Annotated in this window: 19 protein-coding genes and 1 pseudogene; 10 read left to right on the top strand and 10 right to left on the bottom strand. The window is 67.7% G+C overall.

Annotated features, from left to right (window positions below; all coding sequences use genetic code 11):
- The first annotated feature begins 32 nt into the window (after positions 1 to 32).
- Positions 33 to 295: pseudogene (locus tag ACWH49_RS21975) on the top strand (cold shock domain-containing protein).
- A 3-nt stretch (positions 296 to 298) separates the two neighbouring features.
- Here ACWH49_RS21975 and ACWH49_RS21970 read toward each other — a convergent pair.
- Entirely contained in the window at positions 299 to 1,513 is a 1,215-nt protein-coding gene (locus ACWH49_RS21970; RefSeq protein ID WP_448173384.1) for an acetylornithine transaminase, read from the bottom strand.
- Positions 1,510 to 2,481, bottom strand: coding sequence for an N-acetyl-gamma-glutamyl-phosphate reductase (argC, locus tag ACWH49_RS21965; RefSeq protein WP_448173383.1), 972 nt, complete (start codon positions 2,479 to 2,481; stop codon positions 1,510 to 1,512). Before argC ends, ACWH49_RS21970 begins: the two co-directional genes overlap by 4 nt.
- A 96-nt stretch (positions 2,482 to 2,577) precedes the next feature.
- On the opposite strand from argC, the gene ACWH49_RS21960 reads away from it, so the two are divergent.
- The gene (locus ACWH49_RS21960; protein WP_448173382.1) at positions 2,578 to 3,462 is read left to right on the top strand and encodes a LysR family transcriptional regulator; all 885 of its coding nucleotides are present in this window, start codon (positions 2,578 to 2,580) and stop codon (positions 3,460 to 3,462) included.
- Between the two features lie 9 nt (positions 3,463 to 3,471).
- On the opposite strand, the gene ACWH49_RS21955 is transcribed toward ACWH49_RS21960, so the two are convergent.
- Positions 3,472 to 4,530: an L-idonate 5-dehydrogenase gene (locus ACWH49_RS21955; RefSeq protein ID WP_448174383.1), complete on the bottom strand. Its 1,059-nt coding sequence runs from the start codon at positions 4,528 to 4,530 to the stop codon at positions 3,472 to 3,474.
- 147 nt (positions 4,531 to 4,677) lie between these two features.
- Complete coding sequence (gene icd, locus ACWH49_RS21950) at positions 4,678 to 5,937, bottom strand: NADP-dependent isocitrate dehydrogenase (protein WP_448174382.1); 1,260 nt, start codon at positions 5,935 to 5,937, stop codon at positions 4,678 to 4,680.
- 119 nt (positions 5,938 to 6,056) lie between these two features.
- On the opposite strand from icd, the gene ACWH49_RS21945 reads away from it, so the two are divergent.
- Entirely contained in the window at positions 6,057 to 6,512 is a 456-nt protein-coding gene (locus ACWH49_RS21945) for a DUF192 domain-containing protein (RefSeq protein WP_448173381.1), read from the top strand.
- Between the two features lie 58 nt (positions 6,513 to 6,570).
- Here ACWH49_RS21945 and ACWH49_RS21940 read toward each other — a convergent pair whose 3' ends face one another.
- Both ACWH49_RS21940 and xseA read right to left on the bottom strand, forming a co-directional pair.
- Positions 6,571 to 7,152: a superoxide dismutase gene (locus ACWH49_RS21940; RefSeq protein WP_056469042.1), complete on the bottom strand. Its 582-nt coding sequence runs from the start codon at positions 7,150 to 7,152 to the stop codon at positions 6,571 to 6,573.
- A 111-nt stretch (positions 7,153 to 7,263) separates the two neighbouring features.
- A complete protein-coding gene (gene xseA / locus ACWH49_RS21935; protein WP_448173380.1) occupies positions 7,264 to 8,571 on the bottom strand; it encodes an exodeoxyribonuclease VII large subunit in 1,308 nt (435 codons plus the stop codon).
- A gap of 356 nt (positions 8,572 to 8,927) precedes the next feature.
- Between xseA and ACWH49_RS21930 the strand changes: the two genes are divergently transcribed.
- The 7 genes from ACWH49_RS21930 to ACWH49_RS21900 all read left to right on the top strand — a co-directional run bounded on the left by ACWH49_RS21930 (position 8,928) and on the right by ACWH49_RS21900 (position 13,621).
- Positions 8,928 to 9,569 (top strand): MotA/TolQ/ExbB proton channel family protein, encoded by a 642-nt coding sequence (locus ACWH49_RS21930; RefSeq protein ID WP_056469035.1) that lies wholly within the window; start codon positions 8,928 to 8,930, stop codon positions 9,567 to 9,569.
- A 16-nt stretch (positions 9,570 to 9,585) separates the two neighbouring features.
- Positions 9,586 to 10,014 carry an ExbD/TolR family protein gene (locus ACWH49_RS21925; RefSeq protein WP_448174381.1) on the top strand — a complete coding sequence of 143 codons (429 nt, stop codon included), beginning with the start codon at positions 9,586 to 9,588 and terminating at the stop codon, positions 10,012 to 10,014.
- A 12-nt stretch (positions 10,015 to 10,026) separates the two neighbouring features.
- Positions 10,027 to 11,082, top strand: coding sequence for a tetraacyldisaccharide 4'-kinase (gene lpxK, locus ACWH49_RS21920; protein WP_448173379.1), 1,056 nt, complete (start codon positions 10,027 to 10,029; stop codon positions 11,080 to 11,082).
- Positions 11,063 to 11,284: a Trm112 family protein gene (locus ACWH49_RS21915; protein ID WP_448173378.1), complete on the top strand. Its 222-nt coding sequence runs from the start codon at positions 11,063 to 11,065 to the stop codon at positions 11,282 to 11,284. Before lpxK ends, ACWH49_RS21915 begins: the two co-directional genes overlap by 20 nt.
- Positions 11,281 to 12,033, top strand: a complete 753-nt coding sequence (gene kdsB / locus ACWH49_RS21910) for a 3-deoxy-manno-octulosonate cytidylyltransferase (RefSeq protein WP_448173377.1) — start codon at positions 11,281 to 11,283, stop codon at positions 12,031 to 12,033. The genes ACWH49_RS21915 and kdsB overlap by 4 nt, the downstream gene beginning before the upstream one ends.
- A gap of 160 nt (positions 12,034 to 12,193) precedes the next feature.
- Positions 12,194 to 12,847, top strand: a complete 654-nt coding sequence (gene adk, locus ACWH49_RS21905; protein ID WP_056469023.1) for an adenylate kinase — start codon at positions 12,194 to 12,196, stop codon at positions 12,845 to 12,847.
- Between the two features lie 15 nt (positions 12,848 to 12,862).
- The gene (locus ACWH49_RS21900; RefSeq protein WP_448173376.1) at positions 12,863 to 13,621 is read left to right on the top strand and encodes a 3-hydroxyacyl-CoA dehydrogenase; all 759 of its coding nucleotides are present in this window, start codon (positions 12,863 to 12,865) and stop codon (positions 13,619 to 13,621) included.
- Positions 13,622 to 13,692: 71 nt separating this feature from the next.
- Here the strand turns inward: ACWH49_RS21900 and ACWH49_RS21895 are convergent, their stop codons facing one another.
- The 4 genes from ACWH49_RS21895 to ACWH49_RS21880 are packed head-to-tail and all read right to left on the bottom strand — an operon-like array spanning position 13,693 to position 16,708.
- Positions 13,693 to 14,910: a hypothetical protein gene (locus ACWH49_RS21895; RefSeq protein ID WP_448173375.1), complete on the bottom strand. Its 1,218-nt coding sequence runs from the start codon at positions 14,908 to 14,910 to the stop codon at positions 13,693 to 13,695.
- Between the two features lie 21 nt (positions 14,911 to 14,931).
- Positions 14,932 to 15,363, bottom strand: a complete 432-nt coding sequence (locus ACWH49_RS21890; protein ID WP_448173374.1) for an ExbD/TolR family protein — start codon at positions 15,361 to 15,363, stop codon at positions 14,932 to 14,934.
- 9 nt (positions 15,364 to 15,372) lie between these two features.
- On the bottom strand, positions 15,373 to 15,801 hold the full coding sequence (locus ACWH49_RS21885) for an ExbD/TolR family protein (protein WP_056469014.1): 429 nt from the start codon (positions 15,799 to 15,801) through the stop codon (positions 15,373 to 15,375).
- Positions 15,802 to 15,829: 28 nt separating this feature from the next.
- The gene (locus tag ACWH49_RS21880; RefSeq protein ID WP_448173373.1) at positions 15,830 to 16,708 is read right to left on the bottom strand and encodes a MotA/TolQ/ExbB proton channel family protein; all 879 of its coding nucleotides are present in this window, start codon (positions 16,706 to 16,708) and stop codon (positions 15,830 to 15,832) included.
- Positions 16,709 to 16,747: the final 39 nt, after the last annotated feature.

The raw sequence follows: 16,747 nt of genomic DNA, 5'->3' as shown, positions 1-16,747 counted from the left end.
GTCACGAACGCTGCCGCGCGGGAGGGGACGACATGGCCACAGGCACCGTCAAGTGGTTCAACGACGCCAAAGGGTTCGGTTTTATCGAACCCGAGGCTGGGGGGAAGACATCTTCGCCCACTTCTCCGCGATCCAGATGGAGGGGTTCCGAACCCTGAAACAGGGCGGCCGCGTCCGGTTCGAGATCGTGCAGGGCCCGAAGGGGCAGCTGGCCCAGAACATCTCGCCGATCGACTCCGCCGACGACGCCGAGGCCGCGCCGGCCGCCCCGTCCCCGTTGCCGGACGCCGCCTGATCCTTACACGGCCAAACCCGCCGCGCTGATCGCCGCGGTCAGGCCATCGACCATCAGGTCGACTTCGTCGGCGGTGACGGTGAGGGCCGGCATGAAGCGCAGCACCGACGGGCGCGGCGCATTGAGCAGCAGACCGGCGCCATCGGCGGTGCCCTCCAGCGCGAGGTGTTCGCGAGCGTGGGCCACGACGGCCGCCGCCAGGGGTTGACCGAGGTCGAGCGCGCGCAGCAGCCCGACGCCGCGCGCCGATCCGGCCCTGCAGCGATCCGACAACTCCCGCAGCCGAACGCCGAGGTGCTCGCCGGTCGTCCGCACCCGGTCCAGGAAACCATCCGCCATCACCTCGTGCAGCACCGCCAAACCGACCGCGCACATCAGCGGGTTGCCGTTGAAGGTTCCGCCCTGGTCCCCATGAGCGAACACGCAGGCGTCGCGCCGCGCCAACAGTGCGCCGATCGGGACGCCGCCGCCGAGCCCCTTGGCCAGCGTCATCACGTCCGGCACGACGCCGAAATGCTGGTAGCCGAACAGGCGGCCCAGGCGCCCGATACCGGTCTGGACTTCGTCGAAGATCAGCAGCAGCCCGTGCCGGTCACACAGCGCACGCAGGCCGTGCAGGAACTCCGGCGTCGCCTCCTGCACCCCGCTCTCGCCCTGCACCGGCTCCAGCATGATCGCGACCGTCTGCCGGCCGATCAGCGCCTGCACCGATGTCAGATCGTTGAGCCGGGCCTTCGGGAAGCCGTCGACCTGCGGCGAGAACATCCGGTCCCAGCCCGGCTTGCCCGACGCCGACATGGTCGCCAGCGTGCGGCCATGGAAGGCGTCGGCGAACGTGATGATTTCATGGGCGCCGCCGCGGTGCAGGCGCCCCCACTTGCGCGCCAGCTTGATCGCGCCCTCGTTCGCTTCGGCCCCGCTGTTGGTGAAGAACACCTGGTCGAAGTCGCTGTGCCGGCACAGCAGGTCCGCCAGCGCGATGGCGGGCTCGTTGTGGAAGGCCGGGCTGGGCGTGAGCAGCAACGCGGACTGCCGCGCCAGCGCGTCCCGCACGCACGCGGGCGCGTGACCGAGCGTGTTCACGGCCCAGCCCTGGACGAAATCGAGGTAGCGACGACCCTTTTGGTCCCACACCCAGCTGGCGTCGCCGCGCACGAAGACCAGGTCGGGGCGCGGCGTGATGTCCATCAAGCGCGATGGGTCGAGCGCGCGCTTCATGCGGCACACCGCTGGATGTTCGGTTCGGTGCGCGCACGAACCGATTCGAGGCCGAGCATCAAGCCGAGGTTCTGCACCGCGGCCCCCGCCGCGCCCTTGCCCAGGTTGTCGAAGACCGCGCTCAGCAGGAGCTGGCCCTGTGCGTCGTCGCCGAACACGGCCAGCTGCAGCGCGTCGGTGCCGTTGAGCGCCTGCGGGTCGAGCGTCGTCAGCGAGTCGGTCGCCTCCGCATCCAGGACGTGCACCTCGGGGTGTTCGCGATAGCGCTCGGCCAGCAGTGCCCGCAGTGCCTGCGGCGTCGACGCCCCCTGCAGCATGTCCGCGTGCAGGCCGATCGTCAGCGCGATGCCCTGACGGAAGCTGCCGTAGGACGGCACGAAGATCGGTCGGCGCGCGAGGCCGGCGTGGAGCCGGATCTCCGGCACATGCTTGTGCCGCAACGCGAGCGCGTAGGTCTGGAACGCCGGCGGCCGCTCGCCCGCCGGGCCTTCGTGTGCCTCGATGCCCTCGCGTCCGCGCCCGGAATATCCCGAGACCGCGTGGATCGTCAGCGGCGCGTCGCCGCGCAGCACGCCGGCCTCGACCAGCGGCCGAAGCAGCGCGATCGCCCCGGTCGGGTAGCAGCCCGGGTTGCTGACGCAGCGCGCTTGCGCGATCTGTCCGGCTTGCATGGCCGACAGTTCCGGCAGGCCGTAGGTCCAGCCCGGGTCGACGCGGTGTGCCGACGAGGCGTCGATGACCCGCACGCGCGGATTGCGGATGCCGGCCACGGCCTGACGCGCGGCCTCGTCGGGCAGGCACAGCACGGCGACATCGCAATCGTCGAGCGCCGCGGCACGCGACAGCGGATCCTTGCGCTTCTCGTCCGGGAGGGTGACGAGTTCGATGTCGTTGCGCCCGGCCAGTCGGGCCACGAGCTGCAAGCCGGTGGTGCCTTGGTTGCCGTCGATGAAAACGCGTGGCGTCATGGGGGGCTCCTGGGTCGATGCCGCAAGATTGCGGCCGCTCGGAAGATTGGTAAAGTTGAATGTTCTGACGCTGATGTTCACAACTGCTGAATCCACGTGCGACACCTCAATCTCGATCAACTGCGTACTCTCGTGACGATCGCGGACCTCGGATCGTTCGCGGCCGCCGCCCGCACCCTGCATCTGGCCGCGCCGACGGTGAGCCTGCACGTCGCCGAACTCGAATCGCGTCTGAACGCCGCGTTGCTCTTGCGTCAACGCCAGCGCGTGGTGCCCACCGGGATCGGAGAAGGCTTGATCGAACGCGCCCGGCGCCTGCTGGCCGACGCCGATGCGGCGGTGGACGATGTCGCCCGACAGGTCGACGGGCGCGCCGGCCGCGTGCGGCTGGGCGCGTCGACCGGCGCGCTGGCCTGGCTGCTGCCCAAGGTGCTCGAAACGATGGGACGCGAGCACGCCGGCATCGACGTGCAGGTCGCGGTGCTGACCTCACGCGAAGCGCTGTCGGGGGTTCAGGAGGGCACGCTCGACATCGGCCTGGTCGCCCTGCCCCAGGCCGATGTGGTCGGCGTGCAGATCGTGCCGTGGCGCCGCGATCCGGTGCTGGCCTTCGTCCCACGGGGTTGGGCCGCGCCACGGACGATCACGCCGGGCTGGCTCGCCGCGCGGCCGCTGATCGTCAACGACGCCAGCACCCGGCTGCACCGCATGACCATGGACTGGTTTGCCGCCGCCGGCGAGCAGCCGAAGGCGCGGATCGAACTCAACTTCAACGACGCGATCAAGAGCCTCGTCTCGGCCGGCTATGGCGCAGCGCTTCTGCCGCGCGAGGAGGGCGCAGCGGACGTCGATGACCGCATGGTCATCGCCCCGCTCGCCCCTCGGCTGTGGCGACCGCTGGGGGTGGCCTGCCGAGCCGGCCAACCCGAACCGGCGACGCGCCAACTGCTCGACGCGCTGGCGGCCATCCGCCAGCGCTGATCGCGGTGATCAGGCCGTCTCGGCCGCAAAGTCGAGCAGCACCTTCATCGCACGCTTGCGGTCGCCGGCCATTTCGAAGGCCTCACGGGCGCGCGACAGCGGGAACGCACCGCTGATCATCGGCCGCATGTCCACCCGGCCTTCGTTGATCAAGCGCACGGCCAGCGCGAACTCGGCGTGGAAGCGGAAGCTGCCGCACAGGCTCAGTTCCTTCGCGACGATCATGTTCTGGGGCACGGACACGTCGCCGCCCAGGCCGAGTTGCACCACCACGCCGCGCGGGCGCATCGCCTCGAGGCCAGCGCGCAACGCCCGCTCGTTGCCGCTGCACTCGAACATCACGTCGAACGTGCCCTTGTCCGCGCTGTAGCGCTCGACCCAGGCCGGCGTCTGTGCGACGTTCAGGGTGACGTCCGCCCCCATCGCGCGGGCGATCGCCAGCGTCTCGTCGGTCAGGTCGACCGCGGTGATCTCGGCGGCGCCGTGGATGCGCGCGGCCGCGACGGCCAGCGAGCCGATCGGGCCACATCCGGAGACCAGCACCCGCTTGCCCAGCAGCGCACCGGCCCGCTGCACGCCATGCAGCGCCACCGAGAACGGTTCGGCCAGCGCGGCGTGCTGCAGCGGCACGTGCGCCGCCACCGCCTCGCACTGCAACGCATCGCAAAGAAGCAGGTTGCGGAACGCGCCTTCGACATGCGGGTCGCGCATCGCGCTGCCGTAGAAGCGCATGTCGAGGCACTGGTTCGGCAGACCTTCCAGGCAGTACTTGCAGCGCGAGCACGGGCGGCTCGGGTTGACCGCGACCTTGTCGCCCGGCTTGACGCGCGTGACGTCCGCAGCTACAGCCGCGACCGTGCCAGCCACTTCGTGACCGAGGATCATCGGCCGCTTGATGCGCACCGTGCCGAAACCGCCGGCGTGGAAATAATGAAGGTCCGACCCGCAGATGCCGCCGTAGCCGACCTGCACCAGCACCTCGCCCGGGCCGAGTTCGGCCACGTCCTGCTCGACGACGCGCAGGTCGTCCGGCGCCTGGATCACCAGGCAGGTGCAGCGCATGCGCAGGGGTCGACCGGCATCCGGGTCCGTTTCGTTTGCGGTGGAACGCATGACATCTCCTGAAGGCGACGCGCGCAAAAAAAGAAACCCCTGACGTTTTCGACGAAATCAGGGGTTGCTCGGGACCGCCTCAGCGGACGGCGCTGAAATGCCTCACATGTGATCGATCATCACCTGACCGAAGCCCGAGCACGAGACCTGGGTGGCGCCGTCCATCAGGCGCGCGAAGTCGTAGGTGACCTTCTTCGATGCGATCGACTTCTCCATCGAGCTGATGATCAGGTCGGCGGCCTCGACCCAGCCCATGTGGCGCAGCATCATCTCGGCCGACAGGATCTCGGAGCCGGGATTGACGTAGTCCTTGCCGGCGTACTTCGGCGCGGTGCCGTGGGTGGCCTCGAACATCGCGATCGAGTCCGACAGGTTCGCACCCGGCGCGATGCCGATGCCGCCGACCTGGGCCGCCAGCGCATCGGAGACGTAGTCGCCATTCAGGTTCAGCGTGGCAATCACCGAGTATTCGGCCGGGCGCAACAGGATCTGCTGCAGGAAGGCATCGGCGATCGAGTCCTTGATGACGATTTCCTTGCCCGTCTTCGGGTTCTTGAATTTCATCCACGGGCCGCCGTCGATCAGCTCGGCGCCGAATTCCTTCTGCGCCAGCGCATAGGCCCAGTCGCGGAAGCCCCCTTCGGTGAACTTCATGATGTTGCCCTTGTGCACGATCGTGACCGAGGGCTTGTCGTTGTCGATCGCGTACTGGATGGCCTTGCGCACAAGGCGCTCCGTGCCCTCGCTCGAGACCGGCTTGATGCCGATGCCGGACGTGTTCGGGAAGCGGATCTTCTTGACGCCCATTTCCTCCTGCAGGAACTTGATCAGCTTCTTCGCCTTGTCGCTGCCCGACTCGAATTCGATGCCGGCGTAGATGTCTTCGGAGTTCTCGCGGAAGATGACCATGTGGGTCTTCTCCGGCGACTTGACTGGCGACGGTACGCCGGCGAAGTACTGGATCGGGCGCAGGCAGACGTACAGGTCGAGCTCCTGGCGAAGCGCGACGTTCAGCGAGCGGATGCCGCCACCGACAGGGGTGGTCAGCGGGCCCTTGATCGAGACCACGTAGTCCTTCACGGCCGAGAGCGTCTCGGGCGGCAGCCACACGTCCGGACCGTACACCTTGGTCGACTTCTCGCCCGCGTAGACCTCCATCCAGTGGATCTTCTTCTTGCCACCGTAGGCCTTGGCCACGGCCGCGTCGACCACCTTGATCATCACCGGGGTGATGTCGGCGCCGGTGCCATCGCCCTCGATGAACGGGATGATGGGCTGATCGGGCACGTTGAGCGAGAAATCGGCGTTGACGCTGATCTTCTGCCCGTTTTCGGGCACCTTGATGTGCTGGTACATGGGGATGAGGCTCCGCTCGGTGGTAGTCGACACTTGATTTTCAATTCTATGTCAGCGCCGCCGTCGGCCCACCTGCGGGGCCGCCGCGTTGATAATGAGCCGAGCCACTTCAAAGCCCTCCCACCATGATTCGCACGCCCCTGTTCCGCAGCCTGTTCGCCCTGCTGATCGCGTTAGCCGCGACTGTCGCGGCGGCGCAGACCGGCCCGCAGAAACTCCAGGCGATCAAGCTCAGCGCAGGCATGCACGTGATCCGGGCCGAGGTGGCGCAGACGCCCGAGGAACACAGCATCGGCCTGATGTTCCGCACCTCGATGCCGACCAACGACGGGATGCTGTTCATCTTCGACCGGCCGGGGCAGCAATGCTTCTGGATGAAGAACACGCTGCTGCCGCTGTCGGTCGCATTCGTGGCGGACGACGGCAGCATCACCAACATCGAGGCGATGAAACCGCAGACGCTGGACAGCCACTGCTCCACCAAGGAAGTGCGCTACGTGCTCGAGATGAATGAAGGCTGGTTCGCCAAGCGCGGCATCAAGCCGGGCATGAAGCTGCAAGGCGCCCCCTTCAAGCACTGACTTCACCACGAAAAAAGGGGTCGGCTGAGCCGACCCCTGTCGTGTCAGGCGCGCAAGCTTACGCGAAGTTCTTCGCGGCGAAATCCCAGTTCACCAGCGAGTTCAGGAAGGTCTCGACGAACTTCGGGCGCAGGTTGCGGTAGTCGATGTAGTACGCGTGTTCCCACACGTCGATCGTCAGCAGCGCCTTGTCCGCCGTGGTCAGCGGTGTGCCGGCGGCGCCCATGTTGACGATGTCTACGCTGCCGTCGGCCTTCTTGACCAGCCAGGTCCAGGCCGAGCCGAAATTGCCCACGGCGCTCTTGGTGAATGCCTCCTTGAAGGCCGCGTAGCTGCCCCATTTGGCGTTGATTGCCTCGGCCAGCGCACCGGTCGGCTCACCGCCGCCCTGCGGCTTCATGCAGTTCCAGAAGAAAGTGTGGTTCCAGATCTGGGCCGCGTTGTTGTAGACGCCGCCACTGGACTTCTTGATGATCTCTTCAAGGGTCATCGACTCGAACTCGGTGCCCTTCTGGAGATTATTCAGGTTCACGACATAGGCGTTGTGGTGCTTGTCGTGGTGGTACTCAAGCGTTTCCTTGCTCATCGCAGGAGCGAGTGCGTCGTGGGCATACGGCAGGGGCGGCAGGGTGTGTTCCATCGTGGACCTCTTCGGTAAGTGGCGGTATCGGTGCGCAGAGTCGCAGCGTCGGAACATTGTAGGCAGCTTGGCGCGGCGTCGCCGGACGCGGCGATGCCGGCCGACACGCGCTCAGGCGCTTGTCCGACCGGGCAGCTCCGTGACGACGACACCCACGGTGCCGTCGTGCAGCACGGCCTGCAGCGACTCGCCCTGCGTCAGCTCGTGGACCGACCCGATCGGTCTGCCCTCGGAGTCGCTCAGCCAGGCGTAACCACGCGTCAGCACCTGTTTCGGATCGAGTGCGCGCAGCCGCGCCGCGACGTGGGCGAGGCGCTGGGTTCGCCTGTCGAGTTCGCGCTCGACACCGCGCCGCAGGGCCGCTTGGAGCTGCGCCAGATGCTGGCGCTGCTGCTGCGCGACCCGCAGCGGCAGCGCGTCGAGCCGATGAGCCAGGACGGTCAGCTGCTCGCGCTGCGCACGCACGACCTGGCCCGGTCGAGCGAGTCGCACGGCGATGCGGTCGAGCCGCTGGGCCTGCTCGTCGAGCGCCGCGTGAACGCGCCGTTGCACGATCCCTTCATAGACGGCCAGCCTGTTCGACAACGCCTCCCGCGTCGGTGCCGCCAGCTCGGCAGCGGCTGTCGGCGTGGGCGCGCGCAAATCGGCGGCGAAATCGGCCAGGGTGACGTCGGTCTCGTGTCCGACACCGCAGACGACCGCCATCGAAGCGGAAGCGATCGCGCGCACCACCTGCTCGTCGTTGAAGGCCCACAGATCTTCGAGCGAGCCGCCACCGCGGCACACGATCAACGTATCGACCTCGGCGCGGCGTGACGCCAGTCCGATCGCCTCCACCAGCGCCGCCGGCGCGCCGGGCCCCTGCACGGCGCTGGGATAGATCACGACCGGCAGATGCGGAGCACGCCGCGCGAGTGCGGTCAGCACGTCCTGCAGCGCGGCGGCGCCGAGCGAAGTGACCACGCCGATCGCCCGCGGGTAAGGCACCAGCTCGCGCTTGCGCGCCGGATCGAACAAGCCTTGCGCCTCGAGCCGCGCCTTGATCCGCAGGAACTGTTCGTAGAGCGCACCCGCCCCGGCGGCCTGCATCGCCTCCACGACGATCTGCAGTTCGCCGCGCGCCTCGTAGACGCCCAACCGTCCGCGCATCTCGACCAACTGCCCTTCGCGCGGCGCGAAAGCCAGCAGCGACGCCGCCCGGCGGAACATCGCGCAGCGCAGCAGCGCCGCGCCGCCCTCGGCGTCCTTGAGGTTGAAGTAGCAGTGTCCGCTGGCGGCGCGCGTGAAGCCGGAGATCTCGCCCCGGACGCTGCAGACGCTGAAGCGCCCGGCCAGCCAGTCCCCGACCTCGCGCACGAGCGCTGCGACACTCCACGGCGCTCGCGCAGCGGGTGTCGCGAAACCGTCAATCACCGGCAAACCCAATGCCGGCGCGGGTCGAGAACTCCACAAGTCGACTGGACGCGGGCTGGCGCGCCGAAGATCGTGTCACAAGCCAGTCACAATTACGCAAGTCGTTGATTTTCAACAAATTTTCTCTGCCTAAACTTTGTGCAATCTGTCCTGGGCCACGTCAGTGCGGGCCTTGGCGCGCGATGCAGCCCGGTTGCCCACAAAGTTATCCACAGTTGCAGTGGATGTCTGTGCGGCACTTTTCGTGCGAAGCCAAACAGGGCGGTGCGTCGCTGCAACGCTGCCGGCGCGCCCGCGTCGCGGGGGAGCTTCGGGCCATAATCGCGCGTCCTGAAAACCCCCTCGTCACCGAAAGGGCGCGATTGTTTTCGATCATACAAGCCGCTGGCTGGCCGATCTGGCCCTTGCTCCTGTGTTCCATTGCGGCCGTCGCGCTGGTCCTGGAGCGTCTTTCCAGCCTGCGGGCGTCACGCGTCGTGCCGCCGCGCTTGCTCGACGAGGTGATCTCCGTCACACGGGCGCACCTGCCGGCTGCGGACGTGGTCAACAAGCTGGCCGACAACTCGGTGCTGGGTGCCGTGCTGGCCACCGGGCTTCGCGCGGTGATTGCCGAGCCGCGCACCAGCGAGGCCGCGTTGCGCGGCACGTTCGAATCGGCCGGCCGCGCCGCGGTGCATCGGCTGGAGCGCTACCTCAACACGCTTGGATCGATCGCCTCGGCCGCCCCGCTGCTGGGGCTCATGGGCACGGTGATCGGCATGATCGAGATCTTCGGCTCGCAGTCACCGACCGGCAACAACCCCGCCCTGCTCGCGCACGGCATCTCGATCGCCCTCTACAACACCGCCTTCGGCCTGATGATCGCGATCCCGTCGCTGATGTTCTACCGCTACTTCCGCGGCCTGGTCGACACGTACACGCTCGACATGGAACAGGCCGCCGACCGCCTGGTGCCGCACCTGATGCGCTTCGTGGTCGATCGCCGTCAACCGCCGGCAGGGTGAAGGTGCGCCGATGCCGATGAACTTCCGCAAGGCGCGGCCCGAGGAGCCGGAGATCAACCTGATCCCGTTCATCGACGTGCTGCTGGTCGTCCTGATCTTCCTGATGCTGTCGACGACCTACTCCAAGTTCACCGAGCTGCAGATCACGCTGCCGGTGGCGGACGCCGACAAGCTGCGCGAGCGGCAGCGCGAAATCATCGTGGCGGTCTCGGCCGACGGGCGCTACAGCATCAATCGCAGCCCGGTCGAAGGCCGCAGCATCGAAGCGCTGACCGCCGCGCTCACCGCCGCGGCCGCCGGCGCTAGCGACATGGTCGTCATCGTCTCGGCCGATGCGACCGCAGCGCACCAGAGCGTGATCAACGTGATGGACGCGGCGCGGCGCGCGAACCTGCCGCGCCTGACCTTCGCGACGCAGAACTCGTCGGGCGGCGACGCGCGCTGACGCGGCGCAGCGGTGAGCGCCCATCCCGCGCCGAGCTGGCCCGAGCGCCTCGCGCGTGCGTGGCTCACCCGAGGACCACTCGCCTGCGCGCTGTGGCCGCTGTCGTTGCTCTTCGGCGCAGTCACCGCGCTGCGTCGTGCGCTCTATCGCAGCGGCTTGCTGAAGACGAACCGCCTGTCCGTTCCGCTGGTCGTCGTGGGCAACCTGATTGCCGGCGGCGCGGGCAAGACGCCGACCGTCATCGAGCTCGTGGCCCAACTGCGACGCCGCGGCTATACCCCCGGGATCATCTCCCGCGGCTACGGCGGCAGAGCCACCGGCCCCACGGAGGTGACGCGCGCATCGGCTGCGACGCAATCCGGTGACGAGCCCCTGCTCATGCACCTGCGCACGGGCGCCCCGCTGGTGGTCGGGCGCGATCGGGTCGGCGCCGCCGGGTGGCTGCTTCGACGGCATCCCGACGTCGATCTGATCATCAGCGACGACGGCCTGCAGCACCTGCGCCTCGGGCGCGACGCGCAGGTGCTCGTGTTCGACGACCGAGGTGCAGGCAACGGCTGGCTTCTGCCCGCCGGCCCGCTTCGCGAATCCATCCCGGCGGCGGTTCCGGCGCGCAGCCTGGTGCTCTACAACGCCGCGCATGCGTCGACCCCGCTGCCCGGCGCACTCGCACGGCGCTCGCTCACCGGCGCCCTGCCGCTCGACAGCTGGTGGCGCGGCGAACCCGCGTCGGTCGAATCCTGGACGGGCCTGCGCGGGCGCCCGCTGATCGCCGCCGCCGGTCTTGCGCGCCCCGAGCGCTTCTTCGCCATGCTGCGCGAACGGGGGTTGACGATCACGCCCCTGCCGCTGCCCGATCACCACGACTTTGTCGCCCTGCCCTGGCCGAGTGACACTGCCGATGTGATCGTCACCGAAAAGGACGCCATTAAGCTCGACCCGAGCCGGCTCGGCGCCACGCGGGTCTGGGTCGCGCCGCTAGACTTCGACCTCGATGCGCCCTTCGTCGACGCCCTGACTGCCCTGCTGCCACCACCCGTACCCCGCCATGGAAACTCGCCTGCTTAATCTGCTCGTCTGCCCGATCTGCAAGGGACCGCTCGAGCACCTTCGCCCGCCGCAGCAGGCCAGCGTCGAACTGGTGTGTCATGCCGACGGACTCGCCTTTCCGGTGCGCGACGGCATTCCGGTGATGCTGGAAGCCGAGGCCCGCTCGCTCGACGCGGCAACGACACCGCCGGCCTCCGCCCCCACCCCGCCGGCCGCATGAATTTCACGGTACTCGTGCCGGCGCGGATGGCGTCCACGCGCCTGCCCGGCAAGCCGCTGGCCGACATCGGCGGCGAGCCGATGATCGTGCGGGTTGCGCACAACGCAGCCCGGTCGGCGGCGCAGCGCGTTGTCGTCGCGGCGGACGACGCCCGCATCGTCGCGGCGTGCGCCGCGCACGGAGTCGAAGCGCTGCTGACGCGGGACGACCACGCGACCGGCAGTGACCGGCTCGCCGAAGCGTGCGAGCTGCTGGGCCTCGACGGGGCCGACCTGGTCGTCAACGTCCAGGGCGACGAGCCGCTGCTCGAACCGTCGATGGTGGACGCCTGCGCTGCGCTGCTCGCGCAGCATCCCGACTGCGTGATGAGCACCGCGGCCCACGCGATCGACGGCACCGACGAGCTCGACAACCCGAACGTCGTGAAGGTCGTGCTCGACGCGACGGGACGTGCGCTCTACTTCTCGCGCGCGCCGATCCCGTGGTGGCGCGATGCCCGTGCCGCCGGCCTCCCGACGCTGCCTGCCTATGCGCCGCTGCGCCACATCGGGCTTTACGCGTACCAGGCCGGCTTTCTGCGGCGCTTTCCGCAATTGTCCGTCAGCCCGCTCGAGCAGATCGAGGCGCTCGAGCAGCTGCGCGTGCTGTGGCACGGCGAGCGCATCGTCGTGCATGTGAGCGGATCGCGGCCCGGACCCGGCGTCGACACCCCCGAAGATCTGGCGCGCGTGCGCGCGCTCTTCGGGTAGCGCGACACCCGGTCGACGCCTCGCGCAGCACGTGTTTTCCCGCGGCCGCGCGTCAGTTTCGTGCGGGGGAGCGCATGTTATTCTCGACGCGAAACATGCCCCGCCCGTGCCGCACGCGCTTGCGGTGCGCACACGAGACACGAGAACGAGGCCACAACCCATGAGACTGATTCTGCTGGGCGCCCCCGGTGCGGGCAAAGGAACCCAGGCGACTTTCATCTGCAAGAAATACGGCATCCCGCAGATCTCGACTGGCGACATGCTTCGCGCTGCCGTCAAGGCCGGCAGCGAGATGGGGCTGGAAGCGAAGAAGGTGATGGACGCGGGCGGCCTGGTCAGCGACGACATCATCATCGGGCTGGTCAAGGAACGCATCGCCCAACCCGACTGCGCTAACGGCTTCCTGTTCGACGGCTTTCCGCGCACGATCGTGCAGGCCGATGCGATGAAACAGGCCGGCGTCAAGCTCGACCTCGTGCTCGAGATCGACGTGCCCGACGAAGCCATCATCGAGCGCATGAGCGGCCGTCGCGTGCATCAGCCCTCCGGCCGCACCTACCACTTGAAGTTCAACCCGCCGCGCGTGGCGGGCAAGGACGATGTCACCGGCGAGGACCTGATCCAGCGCGCCGATGACGAAGAAGCCACGGTGCGCAACCGCCTCGAGGTCTACAAGAAGCAGACCCGGCCGCTGGTCGACTACTACTCGAACTGGTCCGCCAGCGGCGAAGCAGGCGCACCGCGCTACCGGAAGATCAGTGGCACCGGCAGCGTCGACGAGATCACCGCACGCGCGCTCGCCGCGCTGGCCTGAGCGAGGAACGGGACCATGGAGATTCAAGGCAAGGTGTTCATCGTCACGGGCGGCGCGTCCGGTCTCGGCGAAGGCACGGCACGGATGCTGGCCGCGAACGGCGCGACCGTCGTCATCGCCGACCTGCAGGCGGACAAGGGGGAAGCGCTGGCGAAGGAACTCGGCGGTGCGTTCGTCCGTTGCGACGTGAGTCAGGAGGCCGACGGCCAGGCGGTCGTCGCCAAGGCGGTGAGCCTGGGCAAGCTGGTGGGCCTGGTGAATTGCGCGGGCATCGCGCCGGCCGCGAAGACCGTCGGCAAGGACGGCGCCCATGCACTGGGGACGTTCGCCAAGGTCGTCACTGTCAACCTGGTGGGCAGCTTCAACATGATCCGCCTCGCCGCCGAAGCGATGAGCAAGAACACGCCGGAGAGCACCGGCGAGCGCGGCGTGCTGATCTCGACCGCCAGCGTGGCGGCCTATGACGGCCAGATCGGTCAGGCGGCGTACTCGGCGTCGAAGGGCGGCGTCGTCGGCATGACCTTGCCGATCGCCCGCGACCTGGCACGCAACGGCATTCGCAACATGACGATCGCGCCGGGCATCTTCGGCACGCCGATGCTGTTCACGATGCCGCAGGAGGTGCAGGACGCACTGGCCGCGAGCGTGCCGTTCCCGAGCCGCCTGGGTACCCCGGCAGACTATGCGAAGCTCGTGCACCAGATCGTCACCAACGAGATGCTGAACGGCGAAGTCATCCGCCTCGACGGCGCGATCCGCCTCGCACCGAAGTGACCGCTCCGACCCGCCCATGAAAAAAGCGGCCCCGAGGCCGCTTTTTTTGTGTCGACGACCTGCGAGCCCGATCACGAGGCCTTGGCACGCCGCGCGTAAAGCGCCCACAGGCGCGCCAGATCGCTCGTGCCGTCAGCGCCCGACACGGTCTTGAGCGTGGCCTGTGCCTTGCCGTTCTCGCCTGCGACGAGCTGCGCGATCGCCAGATGCAGCTTGGCATCTTCCGGTCGCTTCAGCCCGCCCTTCGCGATGCCTTGCTGCATCATCTGCAGGCCCTGAGCCTTCTTGCCTTCGTAGACCTGGTTCATGCCGATCGCGACCAGGTCGTTCCCGTCCTTCGCGGCGAGCGCCTGCTTCTCGTCCTCGGCGGCCGTCTTCTTCGCTTCGTCGATGCGCTTGTTGACCAGATCGCGCAGGCGCTTGTGACGCTCGGCCTCCGGGCCGGTCCCGAGTACCCCGGCCGCGAAGCCCTTGTCGATCACCTGCTTCGCTTCGGCACCCGATCCGGCTTGCAGCGCAAGCTGGGCCATCTCGGAATAGTCGTTCGCGGCGGTCATGCTGCCGGTGGCGAGCGAGAGCCGGTAGGTGTCGAGCGACAAGCGATCGGAGAAGTTCGGCTTGCGTTGCAAACGGCTCAGCAGACTGACCCAGTATTCCTTCTTCGGGTAGTACATGACCAGACGCTCGAGCGCGAAGGCCTCGCTCGCGACATCCTTCTGGCGGACGGCGGCGTTCATCAGCAGATTGATGCGGTCCTCGGCCGGCGTGGCGCCGTTGCGCTCGGCCGCTTGGATCTCGGCCATCAGTTCCTTCGACGCCCCAGCCAGGTCCCCGGACAGGTACTGCGTCTGGATCATCAGCGTGCGGTTGGCACTGCTGGTGCCGCCCTCGCGGAAGTACCGCGCATACCACTGCTGCGCCTTCGCGTACTCCTTGGCGCGGTAGTAGCTTCCGGCGATCGACTCGATCATGCGCAGCTTGTCGGCACCGCCCACGCTCGCGCCCACGGTCTCGAAGGCTTTCGCCGCCGTGTCGGCATCGCCCGCGCCCGACGCGGCGGCCAGGCGCATGCGCTCGACCATCAGGTTCTCGCTCGCGCTCTTGCCGCCCACTGCGTCGGCCTCACGCACCTTGGCAAGCGCCTCGCGGAACTTGCCGCCCTTGATGAGGGCCTCGGCGGCCTGCAAGGGTTTGCCGACCTCGGGCCGCATGCCGGATTGGGCGTGCGCCGCACCGAACACGAGCGCGGCGGCGGCCGCGACGATCAATCGCTGGAACTGTCTGTTCATACGCTCGCTTCTCGTCCTCGATTACTTGACGAACTGTTCGTTGCCGATCATGCCGAGCTTGGTCACGCCCAGGCGCTGCGATTCGGCCAGCACCTCGGCGACGTACTTGTACTCGACGAGTTTGTTGGGCCGCACATGGACCTCGGGCTGATCGGGCTGCGCCGCCGCGTCTCGCAGCTTCACCTCGAGCGCGTTGCGGCTAGGCACCGTCTCGCCGTTCCACAGGATCGTGCCGTCGAAGTCGATGTCGATCGTCACGACCACCGGCTCCTTGGTCGGCGGCGGCGGGTTGCCGGCCGGCATGTTCAGGTTCACCGAATGCAGCTGCACCGGGATCGTGATGATCAGCATGATGATCAGCACCAGCATCACGTCGATCAACGGCGTGGTGTTGATGTCCATCATCGCTTCCGGCTCGCCGGAGCTGCTGCCCGAACCTACGTTCATTCCCATCGCGTTCTCCTAGCCCTTGGGCGGCGGTTCGGTGACGAAGCTGATCTTCGAGATCGCCGCGCGCTGGCACGCGAAGACCACCCGGCCGATCGACTCGTAGCGCGCCTTCTCGTCACCGCGAATGTGCACTTCCGGTTGCGGGTTCAGTACCGCGACCGTCTTGAGCTTCTGGAACAGCGTCTCGTTGTCGGGCACGAGGCGCGCATTCCAGAACACGTCGCCGTCCTTGTTGACCGAAATCTCGATGTTCTCCGGCTTGGTCTGGCGCGCGATGTTCGTCTCCTTGGGGAGCGTCATCGGCACGGTCTGGGTGACGACCGGGATCGTGATCAGGAAGATGATCAGCAGCACGAGCATCACGTCAACCAGCGGCGTCGTGTTGATCGCGGAGACGACTTCGTCTTCGTCCCCATCGCTGGAACCTATGTTCATCGCCATGGCGAGCTCCTTGTTCGCTTCGCCGCGATCAGCGGCGCGCGCCGATCTTCGCGCCCATCAGGATGCCGTGCAGGTCGGCGCCGAAACCGCGCACCGCTTCCATCGTCACCTTGTTGCGGCTGACCAGCCAGTTGTAGCCAAGCACCGCCGGGACCGCGACCGCCAAGCCGATGGCGGTCATGATCAGCGCCTCACCGACCGGGCCGGCGACCTTGTCGATCGACGCCTGGCCAGCGATGCCGATGGCCGTCAGCGCATGGTAGATGCCCCAGACCGTGCCGAACAGGCCGACGAACGGCGCGGTCGAACCGACGGTCGCCAGGAAGCCCAGTCCGTCCTGCAAACGATTGCGCACGTCGTCCACGCTGCGCTGCACGCCCATCGTGACCCATGTGTTGCGGTCGATGTTGTCAGTCAGCGAGCCTTCGTGGTGGTCACCAGCCTGGATGCCGCTTTCCGCGATGAAACGGAACGCGCCGTTCGGCTTCAGCGTCTTGACGCCTTCGTTCAAGCTGACCGACTTGAAGAACGTGTTGCGCACCGACTTCGCTTCCTTCGACAGCTTGAAGCTCTCGAACAGCTTGGTCAGCAGGATGTACCAGCTGCCCAGGCTCATCAGCACGAGCAGGATCAGCACGAAGCGCGACACGAAATCGCCCTGCGCCCACAAGGCGCCCAGGCCATACGGGTTGTCGACGGTCTCCTTCGTGGTGGTCGCGTCGGCGATGGGGGCCGGCGCCGCGGCAGGCGCAGGTGCGGCGTCGGAAGCCGGGGCGGCTACGACCGCAGCCGAGGCACCCGACGCGGGCGCTTGCGCGAATGTCGGATCACTCAGGAAGATGCCGGCGACGAGCGCCAGCGCGGCGAGGATGGACTGCGGCCGCTTAAAGGAAGTAAACGAGGTCATCTTGGAGACTCCTGACAAAGATCTGAAGGCAATCGAATT

This window comes from Rhizobacter fulvus (genome assembly GCF_964020785.1).
Note: the sequence above shows the minus strand (reverse complement) of the source record. Positions and strands in the feature narration are given on the sequence as shown.